Here is a 25,759-nt window from a genome sequence, read left to right on the forward strand (position 1 = left end):
CATATTAATATAAATGACAAGCCGTCCAATGCTCTTTCTCTACTTCTTTCCACTGAGGCTCTTGCAATGCGCACACCTCCATCGCATGTGGGCATCTCGTTCGGAATCGACAACCACTAGGTGGATTAGTCGGGCTTGGTGGATCACCAGCAAGGACAATTCGCTCTCTTTTTGCATCGCGTGGATTTGTTTTCGGTATAGCTGATAATAATGCCTGTGTATATGGATGTAATGGATTCGTGAACATATCATCACTATTGCTTAATTCCATCATCTTACCTAAATACATAACACCGATTCGATCACTAATATGTTTTACCATACCTAGGTCATGCGCAATAAATAGATAAGTCAAATCTTCTGATACCTTTAGATCTTCTAAAAGATTAATAACTTGTGCTTGAATAGAGACATCGAGTGCAGAAATAGGCTCGTCCGCGACGATAAACTTTGGTTCTACTGCCAATGCTCGAGCTATGCCAATTCGTTGTCTTTGTCCACCGCTAAATTCATGTGGATAGCGTTTCGCATGTTGAGGACTTAAACCAACACGCTCTAATAATTCATAAATACGATTTGTACGCTCTTTGCCACTAAAAAGCTTATAGGCATCGATTCCTTCAGCAATAATGTCGCCCACTCGCATTCTAGGGTTTAGAGATGCATGTGGATCTTGGAAAATAATCTGCATTTCTTTATTTACATTTCTTTTCATTTCTTTATTTAATTGTTTAACATTTTGACCGTTGTAAATGATATCCCCATCTGATGCTGCCTGGAGCCCAACAAGTGTTTTCCCTAAAGTAGACTTGCCACTACCACTCTCTCCAACAAGACCAAACGTTTCTCCTTTTCGGATGTAGAATGAAATATCATCAACAGATTTAACAGTAACATCCGATTTAATTTTAAAATATTTTTTCAAAGACTGGATTTCTACTAAATTCTTAGTCAATACTCTCACCCCCAACTGTAACTGTTTTTTCCTTTTCTAGAGTAAAAGGCATTTCCACTTTGGGTGCTCGAGAATCATTTAGCCAGCATCGTGCAGAATGTGATTCATCAATTTGGTAGTCTCCTGGCATTTCTTCTAAACAGATATCCATTGCATACTTGCATCGTGGTGCAAACGGACATCCCTTTGGCGGAGAAAAAAGATCCGGTGGTGAGCCTTCTATAGGTATTAATTGTTTTTTCTCAGTTCCTTCTAAGTTTGGAATCGAGTTCAACAACCCCCATGTATACGGATGTTTTGGGTTTTCGAATAAATCAAAAACGGTTGCACTTTCAACCATGATCCCACCATACATCACCATTACACGTTGAGCAGTTTCTGCCACCACACCTAAATCATGAGTAATGAGAATAATCGCTGTTTGAGTGTCTTTTTGCAATTTCTTCATTAACTCTAATACTTGTGCTTGAATAGTTACATCAAGGGCTGTTGTCGGCTCATCCGCAATAAGTAATTCCGGATTACAAGCAAGTGCAATTGCAATCATTACGCGTTGTCTCATACCTCCACTAAACTCATGTGGGAATTGGTTGTAACGCTCCTCTGGATTTGGAATCCCTACTTGCTTAATCATTTCTATCGCTTTCTTTTTGGCCTCTTGTTTAGATATTTTTTGATGAGTAATGAGTCCTTCAGCTATTTGCTTACCCACAATCATCGTTGGATTCAATGATGTCATTGGATCTTGAAATATCATGCCGATTTTAGACCCTTTTACTTTTCTCATTTCTCTTTTTGATGCTCTTAGTAGTTCTTTTCCTTGGAATTTAATACTGCCGCCTTTAATAATGCCTGGAGGTGTTGGAATTAGTCCCATGATAGATTGGACAGTGACACTTTTTCCACTACCACTTTCACCAACAATGGCAACTACTTCCCCTTTATCAACATGGAAAGAGACGTCTCTTACTGCCTTTACTTCTCCGCCGTATGTTTTGAAATTGATTTCTAAATTATTAACTTCTAGTAAATGATTCATAGTTTTGTACCTCCTACTTACGAGCTCTTGGATCGAGTGCATCTTGTATTCCATCACCAAAGGCGTTAAATGCAAACATCGTCAGTGCGATCATGAATCCAGGGAAAAACAATCTCCACCAATGTCCACTTAATATAACCCCAAGCGAATCATTAGCCATCGTTCCCCAGCTAGCAAAAGGAGCTTGTACTCCAAGTCCTAAGAAGCTTAAAAAGGCCTCTGCGAAAATAGCTGTAGGAATCGTAAATGTTAAATTTATGATGATAATTCCCATAGTATTTGGTAATAAGTGACGCAAAATAATTTTGACATGAGAAGTACCAAGTTTTTCTGCAGCTAAAACATATTCCTGAGATTTTAGTAGTAAAATTTGTCCTCTTATAATTCTCGCCATTCCAACCCAACCAGTAATAGATAAAGCTATTATGATAGTGGTTATACCTGGTTCCATGATAACCATTAAAAGGATTACTACGAGTAAATAAGGAATTCCATATAAAATTTCTACAATTCTCATTAACAAACTGTCAACGCGATCTCCAAATTTCCCTCTTCCAGCCATATAACCAGAAACTCCACCGACTATTACTCCTACAACTAAATCAACAATCGCTGCTATAAAGCCAATAGTTAAAGATACACGTGCACCCTGCCACGTCCTACTCCACATATCACGACCTAAGTTATCAGTTCCGAACCAATGCTCTCCCGAAGGCGCTTTATTGACATTTGTTAGATTTTGTTGGGAGCCACTATATGGAACCATCGATGGTCCAAAAAGTGCTAAAAAGATTATTACGACTAAAAGAAAAAGTCCTATTATGGCTAATTTATTTTTAAGGATACTAAAGAGAGTTTCCTTAAAAACTCCTAAGCTAGGACGTTGAATTTCATCTGTCTGCAACTTACTTGGATCTACTGGACGAAACAGAGAATCGTTCAATACTTTTACCATCTGCTAATCCCCCTTGCTAGTCAGCTTAATTCTTGGATCAATAAAACGGTAAGAAATATCGATTAAAAATAAAGTGACAACTAAGATTGTACTGAAGAACACGGTTGTCCCCATGATGACGGGATAATCACGATTAAATATACTATCCACGAAGTATTTACCTATACCTGGGACTGCGAATATTTTTTCGATAACAAATGTACCTGTAATTAACGAGACAAATAATGGGCCAATGAAGGATACAACCGGTAAAATCGCATTTCGAACTCCGTGATTTAGCACGATTTTAATGGTAGATAATCCTTTTGCATCTGCCGTTTTAATATAATTTTGGTTCATTACCTCCAGCATGCTAGAACGCATATATCTAGCAACAACCGCTAATGGTGTTGTTGCAAGTGCTAATGTAGGGAGTACAGAATGTTGCCAAGTGCCCCAAGAAGCTACGGGGAGCATTCCAAACTTCACTGCAAAAATATTGATTAGCAATGGCGATAATATAAAACTAGGTACCGATATACCGATGATGGCAAAGATCATAGCGGCATTATCGAGTAATTTATTATGATTTAATGCTGCGACGATCCCTAGTAAGAGCCCAAAGACGAGCGCAACAATTATCGCTTGTATTCCGAGCGTAGCAGAGGCTGGGAATCCTGATGCTATAATGTCATTTACGGTACGCGATTCGGATTTAATGGATGGTCCTAAATCCAACATAACTAAGTTTTTTAAATACAGGACATATTGAACTGGTACTGGTTCGTCTAAGTTATATTTAGCTCTCATATTTTCTACTACCTCTTTAGGTAGTACATCTGCATCTGATGCAAATGGATCTCCAGGAATCATATTCATGATAAAAAATGTTAATGAAGCTATGACCCAGATGGTAAGAATCATTGTCATAAATCTTTTTACAATATACATACCTAACTACACCCCCGTTCTAATTACGTCAACTTATTATGTATTGACACTTCCTAAAACTCCGTTTGTTGCTGCCATGGCAATAATTACACAGCCCCACATATGTTTATAAGCTGTAATCATGTCAACACAAGTAAAGCGTATTTTCTTCGGACCAATTAATTCCACACTAGGAATAGTTGTTGTCATTTTTGCTTGTTGCGATCCTTTAAATTCGATTTCAAATGTAATAGGTCCCGATAATACAACTGATTTTTGGCTAGCAGCATTTTTTACTGCAACCTCAACTTTTTGCCGTATTTGTTCTCGTGCTATCTCAGGATGAATTAACTCTGCAGCAAAGCGGTCTACTGCACGCTTAGTAATAGCTGCTTCGATATTAGGCAATGTTTCTAACACCTCGTTCACATACGCATCATCACCACTAATAAACAATGGTGGCACCCCAAATGCACCTGCTACATAAGTATTCATCTCTGTTTCACCGACTACCTGACCATTGATTGTCATTTCATTCACACAAATCCCTGCTAATGTATGACTAATAACTGCTACATCAGAGCCCCCTTCGCGTCCATGATGACCGACAAACAAAATACCATCAAAAGAGTCATCCAAACCTTCAAGCTGGCACATTACTCTGTTGTTTCCAGAGACCAGTCTAGCCCGTATGTCTAAGTCTTCGATAAGGATATTGGACATATTACCGTGCCCATCTGCCACCACCACTTCTGTAGCTCCTCCATTAATGGCACCTTCAATAGCTGCATTTACATCCGCTGTCATAAGCTTACGAAAACGTTGATATTCAGAAGGAGTTTTCAATTGTTGGTTAGTTGCTACACCTGAAATCCCTTCCATATCAGCTGAAATAAAAATTTTCATTGTTGCCTACCCCCTTGCATTGTTCTATAAAAAAGCTAAAGCTTTATTATTCTCCTTACACAAATCACAGATTATTCTGAAAAATTTTTTCGGATTTTTAGAAAATATATTCAAATGTGTTTTTGTGTACCTCAAGCTGAATGATTGTATTGACTTCAGTAATACATTCAATTTTATTGACTTCACGTAGAATTTCCGTAATTCTTATTTGATCTTTCACTGTTATTTGAAAAAGTATAGGAAATTCCCCTGACGTCAGAGTGATAAAACGAATCTCTCTAATCTCCTTTAAATCTTCAATTACTTTTGAGATTGAATTCGCTTTCACCTTGACTTGAATAATTGCTCCTGCTTTAAGTCCTACTGCTAAAGGGTTTACTACACCTACTACTTCAAGGAATCCTTTGTCCAATAAATTCTTATAACGTAAGCGAATAGTTTTTTCTGTCACTTGCAGACGTATCGCTAATTCAGTAAAAGATAAACGACCGTCTTTAGATAGATGCTTAATAATACCGTGATCTAACTCATCGACTTCAAATTTCAAGTGATCCCTTCTCTCCTTCTATTTTCTCTTCACTACTGGAATCAGGAATATTTTAGTATTTTGTGCCGCTTTACAATATTCAGAAAAAATTATATTATCTGAAAAAGGAATATTAGAGATTAGTTTATATTAACTATATTTATATTGCAATCCTTTTTTTATAAAAATTGGAGGTTTTGGAATGATAGCAATTAAGAATGCAATAATTTGGAATGGTAATGGTGATTCTCTAGAAAATCACGTTATTTTCGTAAAAAATGGGGTTTTTGAAAAAATAGAGTCTGAGGCGGAAATAACAGAAGCCTATACAGTAATTGATGCTAAAGGAAAAATCATTACACCTGGTTTAATAGATGTACATACTCATCTTGGAGTTTCTGAAGAAGGTGTTGGTATTGAAGGCGCCGATTTCAACGAAACAAGTCATCCAGTAACGCCACAAATACGTGCTTTAGATGGTATTAATCCTATGGAAATTGGATTTGCAGATGCACGTAAAGCTGGGGTAACAACAGTTCAAGTAATGCCAGGAAGTGCTAATGTAATCGGAGGAGAGATGGTTGTATTAAAAACAGCTGGTACCATTGTCGATGAGATGGTGATAAAATCACCTTCTGGAATGAAAGCAGCAACAGGGGAAAATCCTAAAAGATTTCATGGATCTAAGGGAAAAATGCCGGTTACTAGAATGGGGGTTGCTGCCTTAATACGCGAGAAGTTAATTGAGGCACAAAATTATATCAACTCTGAGAAAAAGGATAGAAAGCTAGATTTAGAAAATATGGCTAAAGTTTTAAATAAAGAGATTCCTTTGCGCGTTCATGCACATAGAGCAGATGATATTTTAACAGTACTTCGCATTAAACGTGAATTTGATATTAATGTAACGATCGAGCACTGTACTGAAGGGCATCATATCGCTGATTATATTGCAAAACATGATGTGCGAGTATCTGTAGGACCCACTATGTCAACACGTTCAAAAGTGGAATTAAAAGATAAGAAATGGTCTACAATCAAAACGCTTTTAGATGCAGGAATTCCGTGTTCTCTTACTACAGATCATCCAGTCGTTGGTATTGAATATCTAGTAACAAGCGCTATTCACGCAATTAAAAATGGAATAACCGAACAACAAGCCTTGCAAGCCATTACATTAAACGCCGCTAAACACCTTGGAGTTGACGATCGGGTCGGGTCGATTTTACCGAATAAAGATGCTGACTTTGTTATTTGGAGTGGTAATCCATTCGACCTAAACAGTAAGGTTGAAAAAGTATTTATTAATGGTGAAGTTGTTAATTGACTATACTAATTCAGTATTAAGAAGAATTAGTACACTTAGTCCCTAAAATTTCTATTCATTATCTTTTTTGAATAGTCTAAGGTTAATTGCAATATAAAAATTGAGATATTACTTAATAACTTTAATGTTAGAATAGCGCTACTTAATAAAACTAAGTGAGCCTTACCTCAATAGTAATTGTGGTAAGGCTCACTATTTTGATTTTCGTATTAATTCCAGCTTAATCTAAAGAAGTTTTTAATAATGTTCCAATCCAGAATTCACATTGCAGTTACTAATTTCCCCCTCTATCATTAGCTTAAATAATACCATCAAACATGGTTAGAAATAATTTGCTTTAACATCTCTTTTTAATTAAGGTAAATATTGTGCCGTGATTGATAGTCTAATAGGACTTTCATCCATTTCCAATGCTTCCGCTAAAAAGATTCCGAATCTTCTGATTTCTATTTCTACTATTTTAAGGAATCCTTTGTCTAATAAATTCTTATAGCATAAGCGAATAGTTTTTTCTGTCACTTGTAGACGTATCGATGATTCAGTAAAGGATAAACGACCGTCTTTAGATAGATCCTAAATAATACCGTTATCTAAATCATACTCTTCATATTCCAAATAACCCCTTCTCTCTTTTTATTTTCTCTTCACTACTGGAATCAAGAATATATAAACATTTAGTTCCTCTTTACAATATTCAGAAAAAACTATATTATCTGAAAAAGGAATATTAGAGATTATTTGTATTAACTATCTTTATATTACAATCCTTTTTATAAAAATTGGGGGTTTTAGAATGCTAGCAATCAAAAACGGAGTAATTTGGAATGGTACTGGATAGTTTCTGAAGAAGGTGTTGGTATTGAAGGCGCTGATTTTAATGAAACTAGTCTTCCATTAACACCACAAATACGTACTTTAGATAGTATCAATTCTATTGAAATTAGCTAGTCTACCTTAGTATTTACTGGTATTAGGACAGTACTAAAGTACAAATGGAATACGATACTTAGAAAACTAAATAGAAAAGAGGTAAACACATGGAACTACCACAACAACAGGAGTTGAAAAGAAGTCTTACCATGCGGAATTTGGTTATATTTGGTATGATTACGATGTCGCCACTCGCACCATATCAGGTGTTTGGTTCTGTATCACAGGCAAGTTACGGCATGGTTCCTCTTGTATACTTAATCGGTGCAGTTTTAATGTTCTTCACAGCATTGAGTTACGCTCGATTCAGTAAAGATTTTCCATCTGCAGGTTCGATTTACACTTATGTAGGAAAGGGTATAAATCCACATGTTGGTTTCTTAGCAGGTTGGATTATGTTATCTGATTACATTCTCGCACCCGCCTTGATGTGTTTATTCTCAGGCTTATGGTTATCTGGTTTATTCCCTGACATAAACATTAAAGTCTTAGCAGTCGTCTTTATATGTATTACGGGTTTAATCAATATTAGGGGTATACAGTTAAATGCTAAAGTTAATACATTCTTATTCATCGTACAAATTATAGCGTTATTCGTATTTATAGGTTTTGCGATTAAATTTGTATTCATTGACGGTTTAGGTTTCGGAGGGTTCTCTATTCAACCATTTTTCCAACCTGAGCATATTAACTGGAAATTCGTTGCAACAGCATCGTCTATGATTCTATTAGGTTTCGTAGGTTTTGATGGTATCAGTACACTATCAGAAGAGGTAGAAAATCCTCAAAAAGTAGTAGGTAAGGCAACTATTATAGCATTAGCAACAACAGCGGCGTTATTCTTAATTCAGTCATACATGGCTTCATTAGCTCATCAAGGGTATAAAGATTTAGATCCAGACATGGCAATGTTTGATATTGCAAAAGAAATAGGCGGACAATACTTCTATGTAGCAATGATCATAATTAACGTAATAGCGGTAGGTTTAGCGGTGACATTAAACGTACAGTCTGCCGTATCGCGTGTATTATACTCAATGGGTAGAGACAACATGATTCCAGGCTCAACTTTCTTGAGAAAAATACATCCAAATTATAAAACACCTATAAATGCTATAATCCTATCTGTAATAGTCTCAGTTATTATGATTCTAACTGTTGATATAATGACAATTTTAATGTTAGTAAATTTCGGTGCAGTAACAGCCTTCATGGTATTGAATCTATCAACGGTCATTTACTTTTACTTCAAGAAGAAGGAGCGAGGTGTCCGAGGATTCTTCTTCCACTTCTTATTCCCGTTCATAGGGTTCGCTATATGCGCATTCGTTTGGTCGGGGTTCGATAAGACAACATTAATTATAGGTTTCGCTTGGTTAATCTCAGGTGCTATTATTGGCTTTATCAAAACAAAGGGGTATAAAGAAAGTGGTTTTGAAATTAAGAACATGTAAGACAAAAAAGTAAAAACAACACTAAATAGTACATTTTTATGGAGGAGGAGTAGAAATACACACTTCTCCTGTAATCTATATTCTAAATATTTCAAATTGAAAAGAGGCAGAATATTATGAGACTAGAAGGAAAAGTAGCAATCGTAACAGGCGGAGCACGAGGTATCGGAGAAGCCATCGTTCGAGATTTCGTAACAGAAGGTGCAAGCGTAGTAATAGCTGACCTACTAGAGACAGAAGGTAATGCACTTGCAACTGAACTACAAGAAAAGGGGTACGATGTATACTTCCATAAAACAGATGTATCATCTGAGGATAGTATTAAAGCACTTAGAAACTTCACACTTGTGAAGTTTAGTAAACTAGATGTAGTATGTAACAATGCAGCTATTAACATTCCAGGTGCAGTAACTGAACTATCAGAAGATACATGGACACGTACAATGGATGTCAATGTTAAATCCCAATTCTTAATGGGTAAACATACTGTACCACTTATGCAGAAGCAAGGTAAAGGTTCAATCATTAACATGGGTTCAGCTAACAGTTTCGTAGCAGAACCACGCTTATCTGCTTATGTAGCTTCAAAAGGTGCTATCTTAATGCTAACAAGAGCGATGGCTTTGGATTACGCAAAAGACAACATTCGAGTCAACTGTATTTGCCCAGGTTGGGTAGATACGACTTTAAACGATGCACATGCTGAGTTATATGGTGGTCGAGATGTAGTATTACAAGACTTATCTTCTATTCAACCAATTGGTCGTGCAATCAACCCAAGTGAAATCGCTAAAGTAGCAACATTCTTAGCTTCAGATGATTCATCTTGTATGACTGGTTCTCCTGTAATTGCTGATGGTGGCATAACAGCAGGTGCATAGTACTAAAGAGGTAAAACTAATTAAACAAGTTTATATTCATCATCTTATTTGAAAGTCTAAAGTTAATTGCACAATAAAAATTGAGATAATACTTTAGAACTTTAGTGTAAGAATAGATCAAGGTACTACTTAATAAAACAAGTGAGCCTTACCTCGATAATCATTGAGGTAAGGCTCACTATTTTAATTACAATGATTTATTAAACATAGTTAGAAATAGTCTGTTTTAACTTTACTTGTAAATTCGGTAAATCTTGTACCGTGATTGATAGTCTAATATGACTTTCATCCATTTCCAATGCTTCTGCTAAAAAGCCTCCGAAACCTCTTGCTTTTCGATCCACTTGCATAAGAATTTCTGCAGATTGGTCAGTTTGTGAAAGGAACAAAATTTCTAGTTCATCTAGCTTCCCTCTATAAACTCCATTTGTTGGAATAAACTCGAATTCTTGCACAAACGGATAAGTACTACGAATTTTAGAAGAAGCTTGCTCACATTCCACTTTCCGTAGTTTGAAGCCTAGTTGATTTATCGTTTCTAAAATTTGCGCCACAAGTCTTGTTGGACGAATAGCTATAAAATCTTTATCCGTAGGATCTACACTATTTTTTATATCTAACCCTGTACTAACCCATACTTGTGTATTTCCATATGTAATTGGCGTATCAGCTGGGAGACTGATTTCAAATGGAATCACTTTTGTTTCATTAACTCCAATAGTAAACGGAGAAGTGATTTTATACTGTTTCACTGCCGCATTATCTGTATACTTTTTATCATCTGACTCTCTAATATAAGTAGTATTCACAGTCAAATAAATGGAATCAATTTGTTGCTCGATATTCCCTCCATACACTTCAACTTCTCCTCGCATTGTTTCACCAGCAACATACTCCACTTTTTCCAGTTTCGTATCCACCTTTGCTCCGCCTACTCCAAAACTAGCTAGTACTTTATTGAAAAATGACATCAATAAATCCCCCTACGTCAAATTAATTACAAATACTATACGATTACTACAAATAATAAGTTTCAAATTTTTATTTTATTCCGCAAACAATTGTCGATTTATCAACTATCACTGGTCCAGATATTATATTAATTTTTCTCATTACTTCCACCCACTTTATATATGTACATATATAATTCAAAAATAAAAGGGGATGTATTTCTTTTCGAAACGTCGTAATATTAACATGATTTATTTCTCGTTCAACTAATCTGCCCCGTTAGTTCAATAAAAAAGAGCTGCATATGCACCTCAATGATCTTCAAGTAAAACCTCCGCTAGCACAAGAAGCGATTACTCTATTTGGGCAATCGCTCTCCGTTAGTTGAAGTAAGATTCTTCACAAATTCTTGGTTATTCGTAATATGTAGTGGATTTCCTTTTTTATTAGTTTACTTAAAATGTTCAGTATCTATTTGAAAAATTTAGCTCCATCGAATTGTTCACAACCACTTTCTTTTCTATAGTCAGCAATTACAACACCATCTTTATCGAAATAACGAGTTTCCCATTGCGGATGACAATTTTGACTAAAAATATTACTTTCATATCGAACATTAATATTTAATGAGTCGTTACCTGACGTTACAATGCCCATCCTACCATCTACCTCTACTCTTATTCCATGCTTAAAAAATGTTATAGAACGCTTTTCTTATACGTTTTGTAGTGATATTATTTCCATAATCACTCCCTTCCTCCCTGTATAAAACCTTTCTTAAATTCCATTTAATTAAAATGTTACAACGCTAAAAACTAGCACAAACGTTCGTACACAGTTATAATTATCTTATCTTTAAAACAAAAGGAGTCTTGCCATATGAATCAAAGAGTTGCCTACTATGATGTTGCACCTGATGGTATGAATATTATGATGGATATGGAAAAATACACTAAGAAATCTACAATTAATCGAGCAACAAGGGAACTTATCAAAATTAGAGTCTCTCAAATTAATGGATGTGCGTTCTGCATAGACATGCATACATCAGATGCTCGTAAGATGGGTGAAACCGAACAGCGTATTTATTGTTTAAATGCTTGGAATGAATGTACTTTTTATACACTTGAAGAGAAAGTTGCTCTAGAATTATCTGAGCATATAACTTTAATTCCTACTAAAAGAGTTCCTGATGAACTATATAAACGAGTACGTGAATACTATGACGAGAAACAGTATGTTGACCTTGTTCTAATCATCAATCAAATCAACAGTTGGAATAGAATTTCAATTGCAATGGGGAATACAGCAACTGAAAAATAATAACTCTTTAACGAACATCTCACAGTGTTCGTTTTTTTCCTCCCTTTGTTTCGCAATTTCTTTCAGATATTCATTCAATATAGTGATGGAAAATAAATTTCCACTTTGGTATATCTGTTTAAAATAAACTTCTTATTCAACTAAACTGCCCCATTAATTTAATAAGAACAGCGACGATTATTAAACAATAGCGCACGATTCTAGAATAAGTTATACAATTTATTCATTAATAATATTTCTATCTTGATTGCCATGAAAAATACGCAATAAAGTATTTTTAGCAGGCACATCATACCGATAATAATTATCCAAAAATTCCTGATTATTATAGCCCACTTCTTTAACATTACAATTAACACAACCATCATCCTTAATACTGATGGTTGCATAAGTGGCTATGGGTCTGGAATTACAACCTAATGCCCCTGGATTAAGATAAATTCTATTGTTCTCCTTGAAATAATGTAAAACATGATGGTGTCCAAAACAAATTATATCAACGTCTTCATTTTTATATAGGTCATCAAGTTTTGTTACAGACGGATTAGTATCAATACTTAAGAACTGATTACATTCATTCAAATGGTAATGCAAAAACAAAATCTTTTTTCCATTGATCATATACTCAAGTCTTTTTGGCATTTCACTCAAAAAAGTAATGAATTCTCTATTCATATTTTTTGCTATCCAATAATGATGGTCTCTTTCTTCACCTTGGCTTCCCGGTTCCTCACCATTTAGAATATTGAGTATGGCCTCGTCATGATTCCCTAAAACGTATGATACATCTTTCCTTGAACGGAGTTCTTCAAGAACTTGATTTGTTTCATGTCCAATAGCGATCAAATCCCCTAAGCAATAGATATGTTCTACTTTGCTTTCCCTTTCAATATCAGCAAGTACAGCTTTAAGAGCAGAATAGTTTCCATGTATATCTGTAATAACTGCAATATTCCTCATCATGACACTCTCCTTTTGTTGGACAATAAATTATTCAGCAAAATGGCCATATCGTTACACACAAATTAAATAACACTCCTCAACTAATCTACCTTTTAGTTGAATAAAAAGGCTGTTTTAGTATAGATTGTTGCTTTCTTGAACGTACTGTTAAAAGGTTGATATAATGGGGTTTGAGGCGGGCGTTCAAGTATATGGAAAGACGTTTATGAAGAATTCAGCGAATTAACGAAATCAGAGCAAATGCTTATTTCAGCGTGTCAAAAGTCGAACTATACAACGGTTGAGATGTTGCGAAGTGCATAAAAGAGACCTTAAAATAGAGGTCAATAAATTACTTTAATACTGTGATATATTCGTCATCTTTAAGTCTCGTAATTTCACAATTTTCAAGGGTTTCAAATTCTTTCAGTCTATCTTCAATTGTCTTACTTGTACTATCCTTGAACAAATCTTCTCTGTCGTAGTGAGGAAAAACAAGTTGGTCTGTTAATCCTAATGCTGAAAAATCTTTAGTATTTAATGTATCCATTTTCGGAGTAAAGGAATGAACGACTTTAATGTTGGGACCAAGTAGAACAGCACCAGCACTAACACCTACAATAACTACATTTTTTGAAACTAACTGTCTTAGGATTTTATCTGCACCACTCTGTTTAGTATGAAAAAGCAAGTTAAATGGATTTCCACAGTTAATGTATATGACATCTTTCTCTGTAAGACTTTCTGGATTATCAAATTCCAAGTCAATGAAATCAATGCTTTGGAACCCCATCTCCCTAAAATCTTCTTTTGCCTTTTGTGCATACCTATTATTCTCCTTGTGTGGTGAAGCAGTTGTGATAATAGCGACTTTCATTTCGTTAACTTCACCATCAATGAGTATTAAAAATTGGTTTTTAATAGCGTCAGTATAAAAACCATTAGAAGTTAATAATAATTTCAACATAATCAGCCCCGTTCTCTTCTCTACTTTTTTTGATATCCTTATTTTAACAGAAAATTAAAGGAGTCAGAAATTTTAATTTAAAAATAACAATCTATGAGAAAACAGCCAATAAAAAAAAGCTGCCTAAACAGCTCTACGATCTTCTACTAAAGCACCCCGTTACTTTAACAATATTCCTTCACAAACTTTGTTAATTTTATTCATTACAGAAATGCTGCTCCGACAGCTGCATAATGAAAAAGACTGCTTATTAACAGCCATCTTCAGCTCTTATACATGGTAGACTGCATTGTAAGTTTCGGCTACTCATAACATTATCTTTATCCCAAACTTGTCAGCAAAACCATAATCCCATTAGTTAAACCATGAATAATAACTGATGGCCAGATCGAATTTGTTCGTTCATATGCTAAAGCAAAAATGATACCACTAAAAAAATTTACTGGCATTACATTATATGTTGGAATATGAACGATCGTAAATATTATCGAGCTAAGTAAAATAGCTCCAATAAATCCTATGCGTGTACGTAACCAGCGATATATAAAACCGCGATAAAAAATTTCTTCATATATTGGTGAGATAACTGCCGCAGAGATAATAGCAATTAGAACCGTAATGAAAGTTACGTTTTGCTGTATCGCCTCGGTTTTGCTGTTCTCCCACGAATTCCCTATAAAACTAGTAAGCACTATAATGAACACTGCACCAACCATTAAGATAACAGAAAGTATAACAATGATTTTCCAATCCTTCATAGTGATCCTTTTTATCCCTACTTCACTCCAAGAAAGTTTTTTCGGACGGAGAGCAATAAAATAAACACCTAAAATTAGAATAATCCCTATTGTTAACCCCGTTAATGTTCCAGCATATAGGTCATTATCAAACCAGTGAGAATAAATTGGTTGAATCACGAATTTAATACACCCTATTACAAACACAAATTCAAGTAACATTAATAATATGAATTCTTTCAAACTCCAACAATCTTGTTCTTTCCAGTTCATTTGATTTATTTCCATTCACTATCCCTCTTCCTATATATGGTATAATCTAAGTGTATTAGATGACGTTACGTCACCTGCAATCTTTTTTTCGGGAGGGAATGAAATGAAATACTGGACTACTGGAGAGGTATCTAAATTGCGGAATATTTCCATACGTACACTTCGTTATTATGATCAGATTGATCTCCTTACCCCAAGTTTTAAAGAAGATAATGGACGACGGTACTATTCAGAAAAGGATTTGTTTAAATTAGAGAAAATCACCATTCTAAAATCACTTTCACTTCCACTCGAGAATATACGCGATGTATTAGATAAACTATCCTATAAACAAATTTTAATTTCGCATCATAATTACTTACAAGAACAACTTTCCAAACTTCAAACAAGTATTTCTAATACGACTTCATTAATTAATATGATTGATATGGAAGAATCTTTAACTTGGGAACGTGTCACTGAACTTGTTCAAAATTCACAAAATACCTCAATAAAGTGGATTGACTATTTCCAAGATGATGAAAAAACATTTTTACAAGAAACAATTCCAAACCTCAGTAACAATGATAAGACAACACAGCAATATATTTCATTGCTACGACGAATTGAATGGTGTATAAAACACGATATTAAACCTGAATCAGACGAAGGTCATCAAATTGCTTGCGAGTTAATAGAAATATCAAATGATACTTTTCAAGGAGATACTAAGTTGATGGATAAGTTCTGGGAAATCCGAAAACTGCCCTCTGAGGAAACGGGCCTATACCCGATTTCGGAAGAAGTACTGGAGTATGTGGAGCGTTGTATTGCTTATGTTACAACTTAAGAACAGGTATATAAAAGGCCGATGAATTGCATCTTTTATATCTTAAATTTAATAAATACTAACAGCTTCTTCCACTAACCTGTCTCGTTAGTACAATAAGTAAAGCGTTAATCCTTAAACACTTAAACTGCCCTTTAGTTGAATAAAAAAGAGCAGTCTGAACAGCTCAACGATCTTCTACCAAGGCAATCGTTAGTTTCTGACGTAAGAAACGATTTCAAATTCAGAGTAAAATAACCCATTAAACCTTGTTCCCTTCTAAGTCAAAGAGCAAAAATAGCGTTATCCTTCTTGGATTAAATCACACTTTAATTGAATAAGAAAAAGCTGCTATAATGACAGCTCCGTGCTATTTGACGGTTTTTCTCATGAAATTAATATCACCAATCTCTTTAGTGAATCCCCATTTTTCATAAAAAGATATTTTGTCAGATTTACAATACAATTCAAAGTGTTGCACAGTTTGAAGTTTAGGGTGTGTCGTTACTTGATCTAACAATATTCGTCCCAAACCTTTTCCTTGATACTCTTCATGGATAATAACATCGAATATTAAGGCTTTATAGACAAAATCTGATAAAACACGTATAAAACCAATGAGTCTATTAGTTTTATTTTCACATATTCCAATGAGGATGTCTGTGTTTTCAAGCATTACCAACACGTCTTCAAACTTTCGGTTATCTGTCCACCATTCTTGTTGGTATAATTCGTAGAGTTCTATGATTTGTTGTTCATCTAGTGTTGAGATGATTTTGTAATTCATGTATACTTCATTCCCTTCAAAACAATTATATATTTATATAATTCGCTTTTTAGGTGTACAAGTCCTTTTTTACGATGTTTTACTAAATCAGCTATTACGCTCTCTCAATTGTGCTAGGTACTGCATAAAAAAATGAGGGTAATACAACCTCTTAGTCAATTAAATGACCAAATTGTTGAATAAAGTTCAAACAGCACTCTTCAAATATCCTGCCCCGTTGGATGAATAAGAAAAAGACTTTACTTCTTATTGAAGTAAAGTACCCATTAGCTTAAAAAATATAAATGGCTACAAAAAACCTAATGCTGCAGCAAGGATAGAAATTATTGCACTTGTTTTCCGTTTTGCTTTTAGTTCCAATAACCCCGTAACCAAAGAAGACACACTTAAGAACAACAGCATATATGGCATAAACTTAAAGTCTTTAGTAATAAGGCTATAACCTGCTAATGCAAAAGCAATAACTAACGAGATAATTCTTAATATTTTTAATATTACTTCTCCCTTCATTTAAATCACATCATTGTGAACTCTATTTTGGGTTATGAAAATCGAATTCTTTCTTCCACTAGACTGCCCTGTTAGTTGAAGAGCACCTCAAATAAAACCTATTTAGATAACCGTTTCCATTTACAATTATGACAAATAAAAAAACACCTCTCACGAAGTGGTCTTATTTTGTATCCTATAAGTAAGAAACACTAGTATTTTTGAATAATCAGGACTTAATCGTTAAAAACACCATTCTTCCTCTTATATATTTCAAAGAGAATATTACCCCAAATAGCGATAATCAATAAATCCAATAGTTTAAGTCCTAATACTCCGAAGCCAAACATTAAATGCAACACGAAACTCGTTATCATTGATATGATTACGCCCGCAAGTAGTATCTGACCTCTTTTACTCATCTCATCACCTGCCCGTAGATATAAAATAAAAGTTACAAAATTGTTCCCTTAGTTAATTCAATAATACCACGTACAAACATAATTTGGATAATTATTTCCATTTAAAATAATGACACTTAGAAAACCACCCGTTATGAAGTGGTCTTTTCTTATGTTATTCAATTAAAGTAGCCGTTAGTTGAACAAGGCTATTTTAAAATTTTGTTTATTATAGCCATAACAAAACCAGTTTTATTATCTGCATATTTATATTTGTCATATTTTTAATTTTGATAATTCCTGTTTGAATTGTTCATATTGTATTCTTGCAGTTTCATTTTATATTAAATAACCTCTAAAAGTAAGTTGTTCAATTAGATACCTACTTCCGCTTTGGTATATATGAATTTGATGGGTTCTTGGTTCTCTCCTTTTATGGTAATTTTCAATGTTATTTTGCACATCTAACGTAAAAAAACAAATACCTTCGCATGAGAAGATTAGCTAAGTTTCTTCATTACAACATAGTATAAATTTTATTAGTTTAGTGAACGTTACTTTAATAAGTAACAACAATTTCTAAGTTTCCAAAATAGAAAAAATCCCTGCTTTTCGTTCAAAAAGCAAGGATTTTTTCTATTTACTTATTTTCCCGAATTTCTTTATGGATTTTACGAAGTGCTTTTTTCGAGCCTCGTTCAATATCATGATTAAGTTTTTTTGTTTTATAATCAATGAATAAAGTGTCTATGTCATAGCCTTCTGGATATAACTCTACAGCTTTTAACTCTAGAGCCAACCGTTTTTCGTTTACCTCAATTAATTGATTTTGATAATACACAGTAACGTTATAATATTTGTCTTTTTCTTTGTACACTATTCCAAAGTCGTCGTGGTCAAGCAGTTTTACACGGTCTCCTTTTTGATAGTCGATATTATTTTTTGCTTTTTCAACAACTGCTTTTGGTCTCGGGATTTTGCTTTCATTTAATCGTTCCATTCGATACTCTTTATTTTTCATATAATCTTCTGCTCTTTTTAGAACATTTTCCGGTACATTCATTTTTCTAGAGATCCATATGGCATTACTATCTCCAGATTGCCCTATGAGAAGTTTAAATAATGGTTCTAATGTTTCATGATTAAATTGCATAGCAGCGTTTATAAAGTCACTATGCATTTCGGAAAAACGTTTTATTTCTCCATAATGGGTTGTCGCAACAGTAATACATCCTTTAAGATAAAACTCTTCTAAGAGGGAGATTGCTAACGCTGCTCCTTCATTTGGTTCTGTCCCACTGCCTATCTCATCAAATAATAACAAGGTATTGTTGTTTACTGATCGAAGTATCTCTGATAAGTTCTTCATGTGAGAAGAGAACGTGCTAAGTGCATTTTCTAAACTCTGATTGTCGCCAATATCTACAAAAATGCGCTCAAATACTGCAATTTCGGTTTCTTTCGAAGCTGTAATATGAAACCCAGACATAGTAGCCAAAGTAACAAGACCAATTGTCTTAAGCACAATTGTTTTTCCTCCAGCGTTAGGTCCGGTTATGATTAAACTACGATAACTGCTTCCAATCTCAAATTGAAGTGGTATAACATGACCCGATAATAATGGATGCTTGCAATTTATTAATTTTATATTACCGTGATCATTTATGTTTGGCTCAATACCATCCACATGTCTGCTATATTTAGCTTTAGCAAAAATAAAATCGTACTGGGATACAAGCTCAATATTAATATTAATAGGTTGAAGATTCTCTGCCACTAGCCCAGTTAAAGTGGCTAGTATTTGATATTCTAACATTGACTCTTCTGATTTTAATGTTGCTAATTCAACACTTAATTTCCCTACCACACTAGGTTCCATAAAGACTGTCGAACCTCTAGAAGATATTTCAATTATGGTTCCCTGTACTTGATTTTTGTATGATGCTTTTATTGGTACTGTATAGTGATCATCTTTGATACTAATTAAAAATTCCTGGATATAATTTCTATTAGCACTGCTGTTTAAAAATTTATTTAATCTCTCCTTTATTTTTTGTTCTGTTGTTTGGATATGGTGACGAACACGTTTGAGTTCCTTGCTGGCGGACGAGTCGACCTGATTATTTTTGATAGAAAAATTAATCTCCTCTTCTACCTCCATAAATTCTGTCATGGAATTAGCATAGGAAGCCAATGTCGGAGCAAAAGGTTCTTTACTGGTCATGAAAATTTTTATTTTTCGGCAGCCTCTTAAAAAATCGGAAATACTTAAAAGCTCTGATGGGTCTAAAATTATACCTTTTTCTAATTTATCAATAATATATTCAGTGTTGGAAACACCTATGAAAGGCACGTTTCCTCCTGCATCTAGAATGGCACGTGCTTCAGATGTTTCGGTTAATCGATGTTTGACTACTTTTAAGTTAGAACTTGGAATTAATTTATCAAATAGTTGTTTACCTAGTCCACTAACGCAATAAGATTTTAAGATTTCTTTTAATTCATTGTACTGTAATTTTTCAAAAGTACCTTCATTCATGTTTTCATTCTCCTCAATGTGAATTATAGATCAGCAATGAAGAAACCTAATGGCACAATTCCAATGAGTTGGGTATAAATATAAAAAAGCCGCGGTGGATACCGCAGCTTACGTTTACAATGCAAAAGTAAAATACATAAATAAAACCATCAATAACGATAGTTCTAATCATGAAGTGATGCGCTTGTTTGTAAAGTATGGTAGGTATCTTCATAAGTGGAAATAAGTCCACAACAAAATAAGGGGTGTAAAACTAACTGAAATCCCCTGTTGTTAAAACTTCCTTATTTCCTATAATGTTTTCCTATTTAGAAACAAACTACCGCACTCACCAAATTCACCTCATATAAAATAATTGATATGCTCATTGAAATCGACTTTACAGGATTTATTATACATATTGTTACAGTAATTGTAAAGATATCAAACATTTTGTTAATCCTAAATTAACTTTGAATAAACCATTTAAACTTTTTTAGTAAAGTCGTTGAAGCTTATAATAATTATGATAACTTGAATACATCGGTCTCGATTAAAATTTCTGTTTAGAGACTTTTGTGTAAATAAACCAATAATGACGATATGTTTAAGAAGAAAAATTGGAAATTTGATAGTTGGTAAATATCATGAAGATTATTTAGTATTATCTATGAAAGATAAATCTAATGCCTTTTTGAGCTCATCAGGATTTTTTGAGCCAATTATAACAATGTCTCCTGAAGCTAACCTTAATTCGACACCCTCGTTTCCTGCAATATTATAAAGGCGTTCTCCATTTAGTTTAATACGAATCCCCCAACCTCCAAATCGTTTTAGCGAACTAAAAGAAACACTTTTATAATCCCGAATACTTTGATAACGAAAGTCTTGGTATTCAAAATGGAATGGGACAAATTTTATATACACCCCATCTCCACGTACTTCAGTTATCATCTTAAATTGGAGCGCTAACAAGGGCATCATCAAACCGAACAAAACCCAAACTATTACCAATCCAATATCCGACATCGGTTTGTCTCCGAATTGAATTCCGAAAATAACCTGTTGGATAAACCCCCACCAAAAAATCCCTGAAACCGCAATTATCACTATGATAAATAGTAATTGTCTTGGTCGTTGAACTTCTCGATATAATACAGAATCATTGTCTTTACTAATTTCTATCCACTCCTTGCTTAACCTAATATCCTTTCTTCTTAAACAAAGCTGCACTTTAGTTGAATAAGCTCCTGTAAATAAAATACCATAAAAATGTAAAAAAAATTATTTTATTGAGATTGCAACAATCCTTTAGAAAAGAGCCTTTTATCTATTTCTCTTTCTCAACTAAACTACCCCGTTAGTTCAATAAAGAAAAAAGAGCTGCATATGCAACTCAATGATCTTCAAGTAAAGCACCCCGTTAGTTGAATAAGCACCTTCTCTTCTATTGCAAATTACGGTCGAATTGTGATGTAATGTTTTAACCAAAATCGGTTTCTTTTATTCGAACGTTTATTCGTGTATATTTAATGCATACCAATTAAAGGAGAATAAATTATGAACTCAATTGATTTAATTCTTTTAAATTTCAACGAAGTACGAAGAAGAAGTATTAAGGTTTGGACATCTATTCCCCAAGAAAAACTAAAATGGAAACCCGATGACGAAGCAATGACATGTATAGAGATGATTAGGCATGTTCTAGAAAGTGAACATTATTACCATCTAGCTATCCAAAATCAAGGCAGTCTGGCAGTATTTGATTCTCCTTTCGAAAAACAACCTTTTTCCACTGTAAATGCGGAATTGAAGTTTGCTGAACCATTTAGAAATCAATTCTTAGAAACGATTAAGTCATTTTCTGAAGAAGATTTATCAAACATTAAAATTGATCGTTCTGATTCAGGTTACATAAGAAGTTTGGGCGACATGTTGCTAAGAGTTGCCTATCACGAATCAGTCCATACTGGCCAATTGCTAGATTACTTAAGAACAGCAAGTGTTCCAAGAGTCCGTGTTTGGGATTAATTTATCTCACAGGTGTAATCACTTAGGTGATACACCTTTTCATTTTTTAGTTACTACGCATTTTGTGTAAAAGCGACATAAAAACTCCCCTTCTCTTATTAAACTATCTGCCCCGTTAGTTGAATAAAAAAAGAACCGTCTGAACAGCTCAAAGATCTTCTATTAAAGCTCTTGTTAGTAAAAGTTAATTTATATCTCCAAGATACACTGGAGAATTTTCACCATTTAAATATCCAATTATGTATTTTCTCAACTCCTTTGGGTATAGCCTGTAATTTAATAAATCCTCAATACGAACCCACTCAACACCTACCTGATGATTATCAGGATTTGTTGGTTTTATTGAATTTTCAGTTCTGCTTAGCTGACACAAAAAATAATATTCTATTTGATGAACATCAAAATCAAATTCAGCGTATTCATGATTTTTCCCTATATACTCCCTGATATGTAATAATTCTTGGATATCTATATTAAGTCCAATTTCTTCAATACATTCTCTTTTTAAAGTGGTATAGAATGTTTCACCATGATCTTGACCTCCACCAGGACAAAGAAAAAAATAACCCTCGTCATCTTGATTTTTAGTTAATAATATTTTTTCCCCATCTAAAATAATTGCCTTTACTGAGTTTCTAACTTTCATATCTTTCCCTCCTTTCTTTTTGGCTATATCCAAATTATAGCATTTCTTATTCAACTAAATTGCACCGTTAGTTCAATAAGAAAAAGGCTCTACTCCTTATTGAAGTAAAGCACCCGTTAGTTTAAGTACATTCTTTCACAAACTTAAATTTTCTATTTTAACTGACTTTAATCCCGAATCCAATCCATCTCCCATCTATATCTTCAATTACAAATTCTTTATTATTGTAATCAGTATTATCTATTGAACGGACTATTTTGACATTGGCTTTGGTAAACTCTTTTTGAAGTTCTTCTTGATTTTTTGTGATAAAGTTAACTCTTTTTCCCGTAAGGAATAATCACTTCGTTCAGTAATGAGTATCATTTTGCTGTAGAAATGAAATTACTTTAGTATTATTCAGCGGAAACCCTCTTCATTAAACGCTTTAATTTATTTTCTGTTTCTGTTTCCTCTACTGGTGTATAGATACTGCACCGTAAATCCATATCACCTTGAACTTGAAGAGAAGTTAAATTAAACAACATTTTACCTGCCTTTGCATGTCTGAATTCAATTATCATTTCTGGAGCCTTACTCACTTGACTTTCTTGCCATAAATCCTCGAATTCCGAATGTAAGTGATTCATTTCTTCAATAAATTGGTTGTACCATTCATCGCCTAAATAGTGTCCATAATAGGTACGGAAAATAGCTAGAAAACCTTTCGCAAAATGTTCCCAATTGACGGCCAATGCTTTAAATTCTTTTCTAGTGAACACTAAACGAATCAAATTTCTTTGATTATTCGGTATTTGTTCAAAATCTAAAAAAACATGAGCAGCTGCAGGATTCCAACCCACAATATGGCAATGTCGGTCGGTAATGATAGTCGGACAATATGTTAATTCAGCTAATATTCGTTTTAAAGAAGGGCTAAGCTCTGATCGATTCTTTTTTAGGTTTGTAATTTCCGATTTTACTTCTAATGCCAAATCGTATAAGTAGTCTTTTTCATCAATACTTAATTGCAAAGCTGTAGAAATACAATCAAGTACGCTTGAAGAGACTTTTATATCTCTTCCTTGCTCTAGCCATGTATACCAAGTGGTACTTACACCTGCTAATTGGGCAACCTCTTCTCTTCGTAACCCAGGTGTCCTTCTCCGGGTTCCAGCAGGTAAACCAATAGACTCTGGCTTAATTTGGGCTCGCTTAGCTTTTAAGAATGTCGACAAAGCTAAAAGCCTAGTTTTATCATTCATTTTTAAAACTCCTCATCTTATCTTTTTATCCTAGTATTCATTATACCAGGATAAACAATCACTTGTAATAGGATAATAAGGATGTAAAATACAAGTATATTATTGACTTGGAGGAATGAAAATTGGAAAGAGTTGTAATTACCGGTATGGGCGTTGTTTCTCCTATAGGAAACAACATCAAAACATTTTGGAACAATCTGATTAACGGGGAATCTGGTATATCCTCTATTAATACATTTGATGTTACTGATCATAAGACAAAAATTGCAGGTATCGTACATGATTTTAATGCAGACGAAGTTTTAGGAAAGAAAGAAGCAATACGCTTAGATCGTTTTTCTCAATTTGCTTTGGTTGCAGCTGAACAAGCTTGGGCAGATTCTAAGTTAGACCTCGATCTTATAGATGTAGAAAGGCTAGGCGTATACGTAGGTTCAGGGATAGGAGGAATTGAAACCTTGATTGAAAATGTTGATGCGCTTAGGCAAAAAGGGCCAAGAAGAGTCAGCCCAACTCTAGTACCTGCTATGATTTCTAATGCTGCAGCAGCACAAATTAGTATCAAGTGGAAAGCGATGGGCCCTTCTATGTCGCCTGTTTCTGCTTGTGCAATCGGAAATACAGCTATCGGAGAAGCCTTTAGACTAATTCGTTCTGGAGAAGTTGACGTTATGTTTGCAGGTGGAACAGAGGCAGCTATAACAGACTTATCAATAGCAAGCTTTGGTAATGCTACAGCATTATCAACAAGAAACGATGATCCCACTATAGCTAGTCGTCCATTTGATGAGAATCGAGATGGATTTGTCATGTCAGAAGGAGCTGGAATTCTAATCTTAGAATCTTTATCTCATGCTTTATGTAGAGAGGCAAAGATATATGCAGAAGTTATTGGATATGGTGCAAGTTCTGACGCACACCATATCGTAGCTACACATCCGGAAGGTAAAGGTGCCTATCTTGCAATGAGATCAGCTTTAAAAAATGCCAATATATCGCCTGAAGAAATTGATGTTATAAGTGCTCATGCAACAAGTACAAAAGTGGGGGACATCTCTGAAACGATGGCTATTAAGCAGTTGTTTGGAAAACAAGCTTATCAAATACCAGTTACAGCTAATAAATCTATGCTTGGTCATATGTTAGGGGCAGCTGGTGGAGTTGAAGCAATTGCTTTAGCGATAAGTTTAAAGGAAGGGATAGTTCCTCCAACAATTAATTTAGAAAATCCTGATCCATTATGTGATCTAGATTATGTACCATCTGTTGCTCGCCAAGTGAAAATAAATACGGGGCTTTCTAACTCATTTGGTTTCGGAGGTCATAATGCAGCTATTGTTTTAAAGAAATACGAGTGATTCATAAAGTCGTACAGCGTATTATGCAAAAATATGGTTGGCAATGTCGAGTGAAAGTGAAAAAGCTGAAACAAACTGGACAACTCTACTATATCGCAGCTAATTTATTGAACCTTAAGGCAACTGTACCTTTACAAAAATCGTGTGCATGTCCTTTAAAAGTACGCCCGCTGATAATGCCCCCGTCGAATCGTTGCATTAAAGTCTGAAACATTTTACTTAGACAGTTTGTTCTACGACGGCAATCGTAGAACAAACTGTCTAAGTCTATATAAAGTATTATAACTATATCCAAATTCAAGCAAAACTTAACAACCAGTCTCCGGTACAATAAAGACAACTGGTTGGATAAATGCTATTTTAACCTCTGCCTTATATACGGGGGCAGTCCCATAATACCCA

26 protein-coding genes and 1 pseudogene are annotated in these 25,759 nt (G+C 34.4%); 9 read left to right on the forward strand and 18 right to left on the reverse strand.

From position 1 onward, the window contains the following. Window positions 1-4: 4 nt before the first annotated feature. From MHH85_RS13055 to MHH85_RS13080, 6 genes are all read right to left on the reverse strand, one after another. On the reverse strand, window positions 5-955 hold the full coding sequence (locus MHH85_RS13055; RefSeq protein ID WP_193739057.1) for an ABC transporter ATP-binding protein: 951 nt from the start codon (window positions 953-955) through the stop codon (window positions 5-7). Next, window positions 948-1,994, reverse strand: a complete 1,047-nt coding sequence (locus MHH85_RS13060) for an ABC transporter ATP-binding protein (RefSeq protein WP_340707414.1) — start codon at window positions 1,992-1,994, stop codon at window positions 948-950. Before MHH85_RS13060 ends, MHH85_RS13055 begins: the two co-directional genes overlap by 8 nt. Window positions 1,995-2,007: 13 nt before the next feature. After that, window positions 2,008-2,949 carry an ABC transporter permease gene (locus tag MHH85_RS13065; RefSeq protein WP_340707415.1) on the reverse strand — a complete coding sequence of 314 codons (942 nt, stop codon included), beginning with the start codon at window positions 2,947-2,949 and terminating at the stop codon, window positions 2,008-2,010. Between the two features lie 3 nt (window positions 2,950-2,952). Continuing rightward, on the reverse strand, window positions 2,953-3,879 hold the full coding sequence (locus MHH85_RS13070) for an ABC transporter permease (protein WP_340707416.1): 927 nt from the start codon (window positions 3,877-3,879) through the stop codon (window positions 2,953-2,955). Between the two features lie 36 nt (window positions 3,880-3,915). Beyond that, entirely contained in the window at window positions 3,916-4,764 is an 849-nt protein-coding gene (locus tag MHH85_RS13075) for a M55 family metallopeptidase (protein WP_340707417.1), read from the reverse strand. Between the two features lie 97 nt (window positions 4,765-4,861). Continuing rightward, entirely contained in the window at window positions 4,862-5,311 is a 450-nt protein-coding gene (locus tag MHH85_RS13080) for an Lrp/AsnC family transcriptional regulator (RefSeq protein ID WP_193739052.1), read from the reverse strand. A gap of 181 nt (window positions 5,312-5,492) precedes the next feature. Between MHH85_RS13080 and MHH85_RS13085 the strand changes: the two genes are divergently transcribed. The 4 genes from MHH85_RS13085 (at window position 5,493) to MHH85_RS13100 (ending at window position 9,882) form a co-directional block, all read left to right on the forward strand. Next, the gene (locus tag MHH85_RS13085; protein ID WP_340707418.1) at window positions 5,493-6,617 is read left to right on the forward strand and encodes an amidohydrolase; all 1,125 of its coding nucleotides are present in this window, start codon (window positions 5,493-5,495) and stop codon (window positions 6,615-6,617) included. A gap of 819 nt (window positions 6,618-7,436) precedes the next feature. Further along, window positions 7,437-7,565: a hypothetical protein gene (locus tag MHH85_RS13090; RefSeq protein ID WP_255511512.1), complete on the forward strand. Its 129-nt coding sequence runs from the start codon at window positions 7,437-7,439 to the stop codon at window positions 7,563-7,565. A gap of 89 nt (window positions 7,566-7,654) precedes the next feature. Beyond that, on the forward strand, window positions 7,655-9,001 hold the full coding sequence (locus tag MHH85_RS13095; protein ID WP_227752017.1) for an APC family permease: 1,347 nt from the start codon (window positions 7,655-7,657) through the stop codon (window positions 8,999-9,001). 116 nt (window positions 9,002-9,117) lie between these two features. Next, complete coding sequence (locus MHH85_RS13100) at window positions 9,118-9,882, forward strand: SDR family NAD(P)-dependent oxidoreductase (protein WP_340707419.1); 765 nt, start codon at window positions 9,118-9,120, stop codon at window positions 9,880-9,882. A gap of 200 nt (window positions 9,883-10,082) precedes the next feature. Here MHH85_RS13100 and MHH85_RS13105 read toward each other — a convergent pair whose 3' ends face one another. Beyond that, entirely contained in the window at window positions 10,083-10,853 is a 771-nt protein-coding gene (locus tag MHH85_RS13105; protein ID WP_340707420.1) for a sporulation protein, read from the reverse strand. A gap of 451 nt (window positions 10,854-11,304) precedes the next feature. Beyond that, window positions 11,305-11,490 (reverse strand): hypothetical protein, encoded by a 186-nt coding sequence (locus MHH85_RS13110; protein ID WP_340707421.1) that lies wholly within the window; start codon window positions 11,488-11,490, stop codon window positions 11,305-11,307. Between the two features lie 222 nt (window positions 11,491-11,712). On the opposite strand from MHH85_RS13110, the gene MHH85_RS13115 reads away from it, so the two are divergent. Beyond that, window positions 11,713-12,156, forward strand: coding sequence for a carboxymuconolactone decarboxylase family protein (locus MHH85_RS13115; RefSeq protein WP_340707422.1), 444 nt, complete (start codon window positions 11,713-11,715; stop codon window positions 12,154-12,156). Window positions 12,157-12,375: 219 nt separating this feature from the next. Here MHH85_RS13115 and MHH85_RS13120 read toward each other — a convergent pair whose 3' ends face one another. The 3 genes from MHH85_RS13120 to MHH85_RS13130 form a co-directional block, all read right to left on the reverse strand. After that, window positions 12,376-13,116: a metallophosphoesterase family protein gene (locus tag MHH85_RS13120; protein ID WP_340707423.1), complete on the reverse strand. Its 741-nt coding sequence runs from the start codon at window positions 13,114-13,116 to the stop codon at window positions 12,376-12,378. A 334-nt stretch (window positions 13,117-13,450) separates the two neighbouring features. After that, window positions 13,451-14,065, reverse strand: coding sequence for a Type 1 glutamine amidotransferase-like domain-containing protein (locus MHH85_RS13125; protein ID WP_340707424.1), 615 nt, complete (start codon window positions 14,063-14,065; stop codon window positions 13,451-13,453). A gap of 320 nt (window positions 14,066-14,385) precedes the next feature. Beyond that, a complete protein-coding gene (locus tag MHH85_RS13130; protein WP_340707425.1) occupies window positions 14,386-15,090 on the reverse strand; it encodes a CPBP family intramembrane glutamic endopeptidase in 705 nt (234 codons plus the stop codon). An 88-nt stretch (window positions 15,091-15,178) separates the two neighbouring features. Here MHH85_RS13130 and MHH85_RS13135 point away from each other — a divergent pair, with 88 nt between their 5' ends. After that, complete coding sequence (locus MHH85_RS13135) at window positions 15,179-15,904, forward strand: MerR family transcriptional regulator (protein ID WP_340707426.1); 726 nt, start codon at window positions 15,179-15,181, stop codon at window positions 15,902-15,904. 349 nt (window positions 15,905-16,253) lie between these two features. Here the strand turns inward: MHH85_RS13135 and MHH85_RS13140 are convergent, their stop codons facing one another. From MHH85_RS13140 to MHH85_RS13165, 5 genes are all read right to left on the reverse strand, one after another. Then, entirely contained in the window at window positions 16,254-16,670 is a 417-nt protein-coding gene (locus MHH85_RS13140) for a GNAT family N-acetyltransferase (RefSeq protein WP_340707427.1), read from the reverse strand. 288 nt (window positions 16,671-16,958) lie between these two features. Beyond that, window positions 16,959-17,180 (reverse strand): DUF3953 domain-containing protein, encoded by a 222-nt coding sequence (locus tag MHH85_RS13145; protein ID WP_340707428.1) that lies wholly within the window; start codon window positions 17,178-17,180, stop codon window positions 16,959-16,961. Between the two features lie 215 nt (window positions 17,181-17,395). Then, the gene (locus MHH85_RS13150; RefSeq protein ID WP_340707429.1) at window positions 17,396-17,581 is read right to left on the reverse strand and encodes a hypothetical protein; all 186 of its coding nucleotides are present in this window, start codon (window positions 17,579-17,581) and stop codon (window positions 17,396-17,398) included. A gap of 619 nt (window positions 17,582-18,200) precedes the next feature. Beyond that, window positions 18,201-20,099, reverse strand: coding sequence for an endonuclease MutS2 (locus MHH85_RS13160; protein WP_340707430.1), 1,899 nt, complete (start codon window positions 20,097-20,099; stop codon window positions 18,201-18,203). A 633-nt stretch (window positions 20,100-20,732) separates the two neighbouring features. Continuing rightward, window positions 20,733-21,311 carry a DUF6141 family protein gene (locus tag MHH85_RS13165; RefSeq protein ID WP_340707431.1) on the reverse strand — a complete coding sequence of 193 codons (579 nt, stop codon included), beginning with the start codon at window positions 21,309-21,311 and terminating at the stop codon, window positions 20,733-20,735. Between the two features lie 327 nt (window positions 21,312-21,638). Here MHH85_RS13165 and MHH85_RS13170 point away from each other — a divergent pair, with 327 nt between their 5' ends. Beyond that, window positions 21,639-22,109 (forward strand): DinB family protein, encoded by a 471-nt coding sequence (locus MHH85_RS13170; protein WP_340706086.1) that lies wholly within the window; start codon window positions 21,639-21,641, stop codon window positions 22,107-22,109. A gap of 184 nt (window positions 22,110-22,293) precedes the next feature. Here the strand turns inward: MHH85_RS13170 and MHH85_RS13175 are convergent, their stop codons facing one another. Both MHH85_RS13175 and MHH85_RS13180 read right to left on the reverse strand, forming a co-directional pair. After that, a complete protein-coding gene (locus MHH85_RS13175) occupies window positions 22,294-22,755 on the reverse strand; it encodes an NUDIX domain-containing protein (RefSeq protein WP_038179214.1) in 462 nt (153 codons plus the stop codon). Between the two features lie 395 nt (window positions 22,756-23,150). Then, on the reverse strand, window positions 23,151-23,999 hold the full coding sequence (locus MHH85_RS13180; RefSeq protein WP_340707432.1) for a helix-turn-helix transcriptional regulator: 849 nt from the start codon (window positions 23,997-23,999) through the stop codon (window positions 23,151-23,153). 122 nt (window positions 24,000-24,121) lie between these two features. Between MHH85_RS13180 and fabF the strand changes: the two genes are divergently transcribed. Together fabF and MHH85_RS22295 are read left to right on the forward strand one after the other, a co-directional pair. Beyond that, window positions 24,122-25,357 (forward strand): beta-ketoacyl-ACP synthase II, encoded by a 1,236-nt coding sequence (fabF, locus tag MHH85_RS13185; RefSeq protein WP_340707433.1) that lies wholly within the window; start codon window positions 24,122-24,124, stop codon window positions 25,355-25,357. Further along, a pseudogene (locus MHH85_RS22295) lies at window positions 25,342-25,691 on the forward strand (IS3 family transposase); the annotation flags it as partial. The gene fabF and the pseudogene MHH85_RS22295, both read left to right, overlap by 16 nt. Window positions 25,692-25,759: the final 68 nt, after the last annotated feature.

This window comes from Viridibacillus sp. FSL E2-0187 (genome assembly GCF_038006425.1).
Taxonomy (GTDB): Bacteria; Bacillota; Bacilli; order Bacillales_A; family Planococcaceae; genus Viridibacillus; species Viridibacillus arvi.

Bases quoted from the DNA above. Each gene is read 5' to 3' on its own strand.
- MHH85_RS13060 (WP_340707414.1), bottom strand. From the start codon at position 1,994: ATGAATCATTTACTAGAAGTTAATAATTTAGAAATCAATTTCAAAACA.
- MHH85_RS13065 (WP_340707415.1), bottom strand. From the start codon at position 2,949: ATGGTAAAAGTATTGAACGATTCTCTGTTTCGTCCAGTAGATCCAAGT.
- MHH85_RS13070 (WP_340707416.1), bottom strand. From the start codon at position 3,879: ATGTATATTGTAAAAAGATTTATGACAATGATTCTTACCATCTGGGTC.
- MHH85_RS13075 (WP_340707417.1), bottom strand. From the start codon at position 4,764: ATGAAAATTTTTATTTCAGCTGATATGGAAGGGATTTCAGGTGTAGCA.
- MHH85_RS13085 (WP_340707418.1), top strand. From the start codon at position 5,493: ATGATAGCAATTAAGAATGCAATAATTTGGAATGGTAATGGTGATTCT.
- MHH85_RS13095 (WP_227752017.1), top strand. From the start codon at position 7,655: ATGGAACTACCACAACAACAGGAGTTGAAAAGAAGTCTTACCATGCGG.
- MHH85_RS13100 (WP_340707419.1), top strand. From the start codon at position 9,118: ATGAGACTAGAAGGAAAAGTAGCAATCGTAACAGGCGGAGCACGAGGT.
- MHH85_RS13105 (WP_340707420.1), bottom strand. From the start codon at position 10,853: ATGTCATTTTTCAATAAAGTACTAGCTAGTTTTGGAGTAGGCGGAGCA.
- MHH85_RS13110 (WP_340707421.1), bottom strand. From the start codon at position 11,490: ATGGGCATTGTAACGTCAGGTAACGACTCATTAAATATTAATGTTCGA.
- MHH85_RS13115 (WP_340707422.1), top strand. From the start codon at position 11,713: ATGAATCAAAGAGTTGCCTACTATGATGTTGCACCTGATGGTATGAAT.
- MHH85_RS13120 (WP_340707423.1), bottom strand. From the start codon at position 13,116: ATGAGGAATATTGCAGTTATTACAGATATACATGGAAACTATTCTGCT.
- MHH85_RS13125 (WP_340707424.1), bottom strand. From the start codon at position 14,065: ATGTTGAAATTATTATTAACTTCTAATGGTTTTTATACTGACGCTATT.
- MHH85_RS13130 (WP_340707425.1), bottom strand. From the start codon at position 15,090: ATGGAAATAAATCAAATGAACTGGAAAGAACAAGATTGTTGGAGTTTG.
- MHH85_RS13135 (WP_340707426.1), top strand. From the start codon at position 15,179: ATGAAATACTGGACTACTGGAGAGGTATCTAAATTGCGGAATATTTCC.
- MHH85_RS13140 (WP_340707427.1), bottom strand. From the start codon at position 16,670: ATGAATTACAAAATCATCTCAACACTAGATGAACAACAAATCATAGAA.
- MHH85_RS13145 (WP_340707428.1), bottom strand. From the start codon at position 17,180: ATGAAGGGAGAAGTAATATTAAAAATATTAAGAATTATCTCGTTAGTT.
- MHH85_RS13150 (WP_340707429.1), bottom strand. From the start codon at position 17,581: ATGAGTAAAAGAGGTCAGATACTACTTGCGGGCGTAATCATATCAATG.
- MHH85_RS13160 (WP_340707430.1), bottom strand. From the start codon at position 20,099: ATGAATGAAGGTACTTTTGAAAAATTACAGTACAATGAATTAAAAGAA.
- MHH85_RS13170 (WP_340706086.1), top strand. From the start codon at position 21,639: ATGAACTCAATTGATTTAATTCTTTTAAATTTCAACGAAGTACGAAGA.
- MHH85_RS13175 (WP_038179214.1), bottom strand. From the start codon at position 22,755: ATGAAAGTTAGAAACTCAGTAAAGGCAATTATTTTAGATGGGGAAAAA.
- MHH85_RS13180 (WP_340707432.1), bottom strand. From the start codon at position 23,999: ATGAATGATAAAACTAGGCTTTTAGCTTTGTCGACATTCTTAAAAGCT.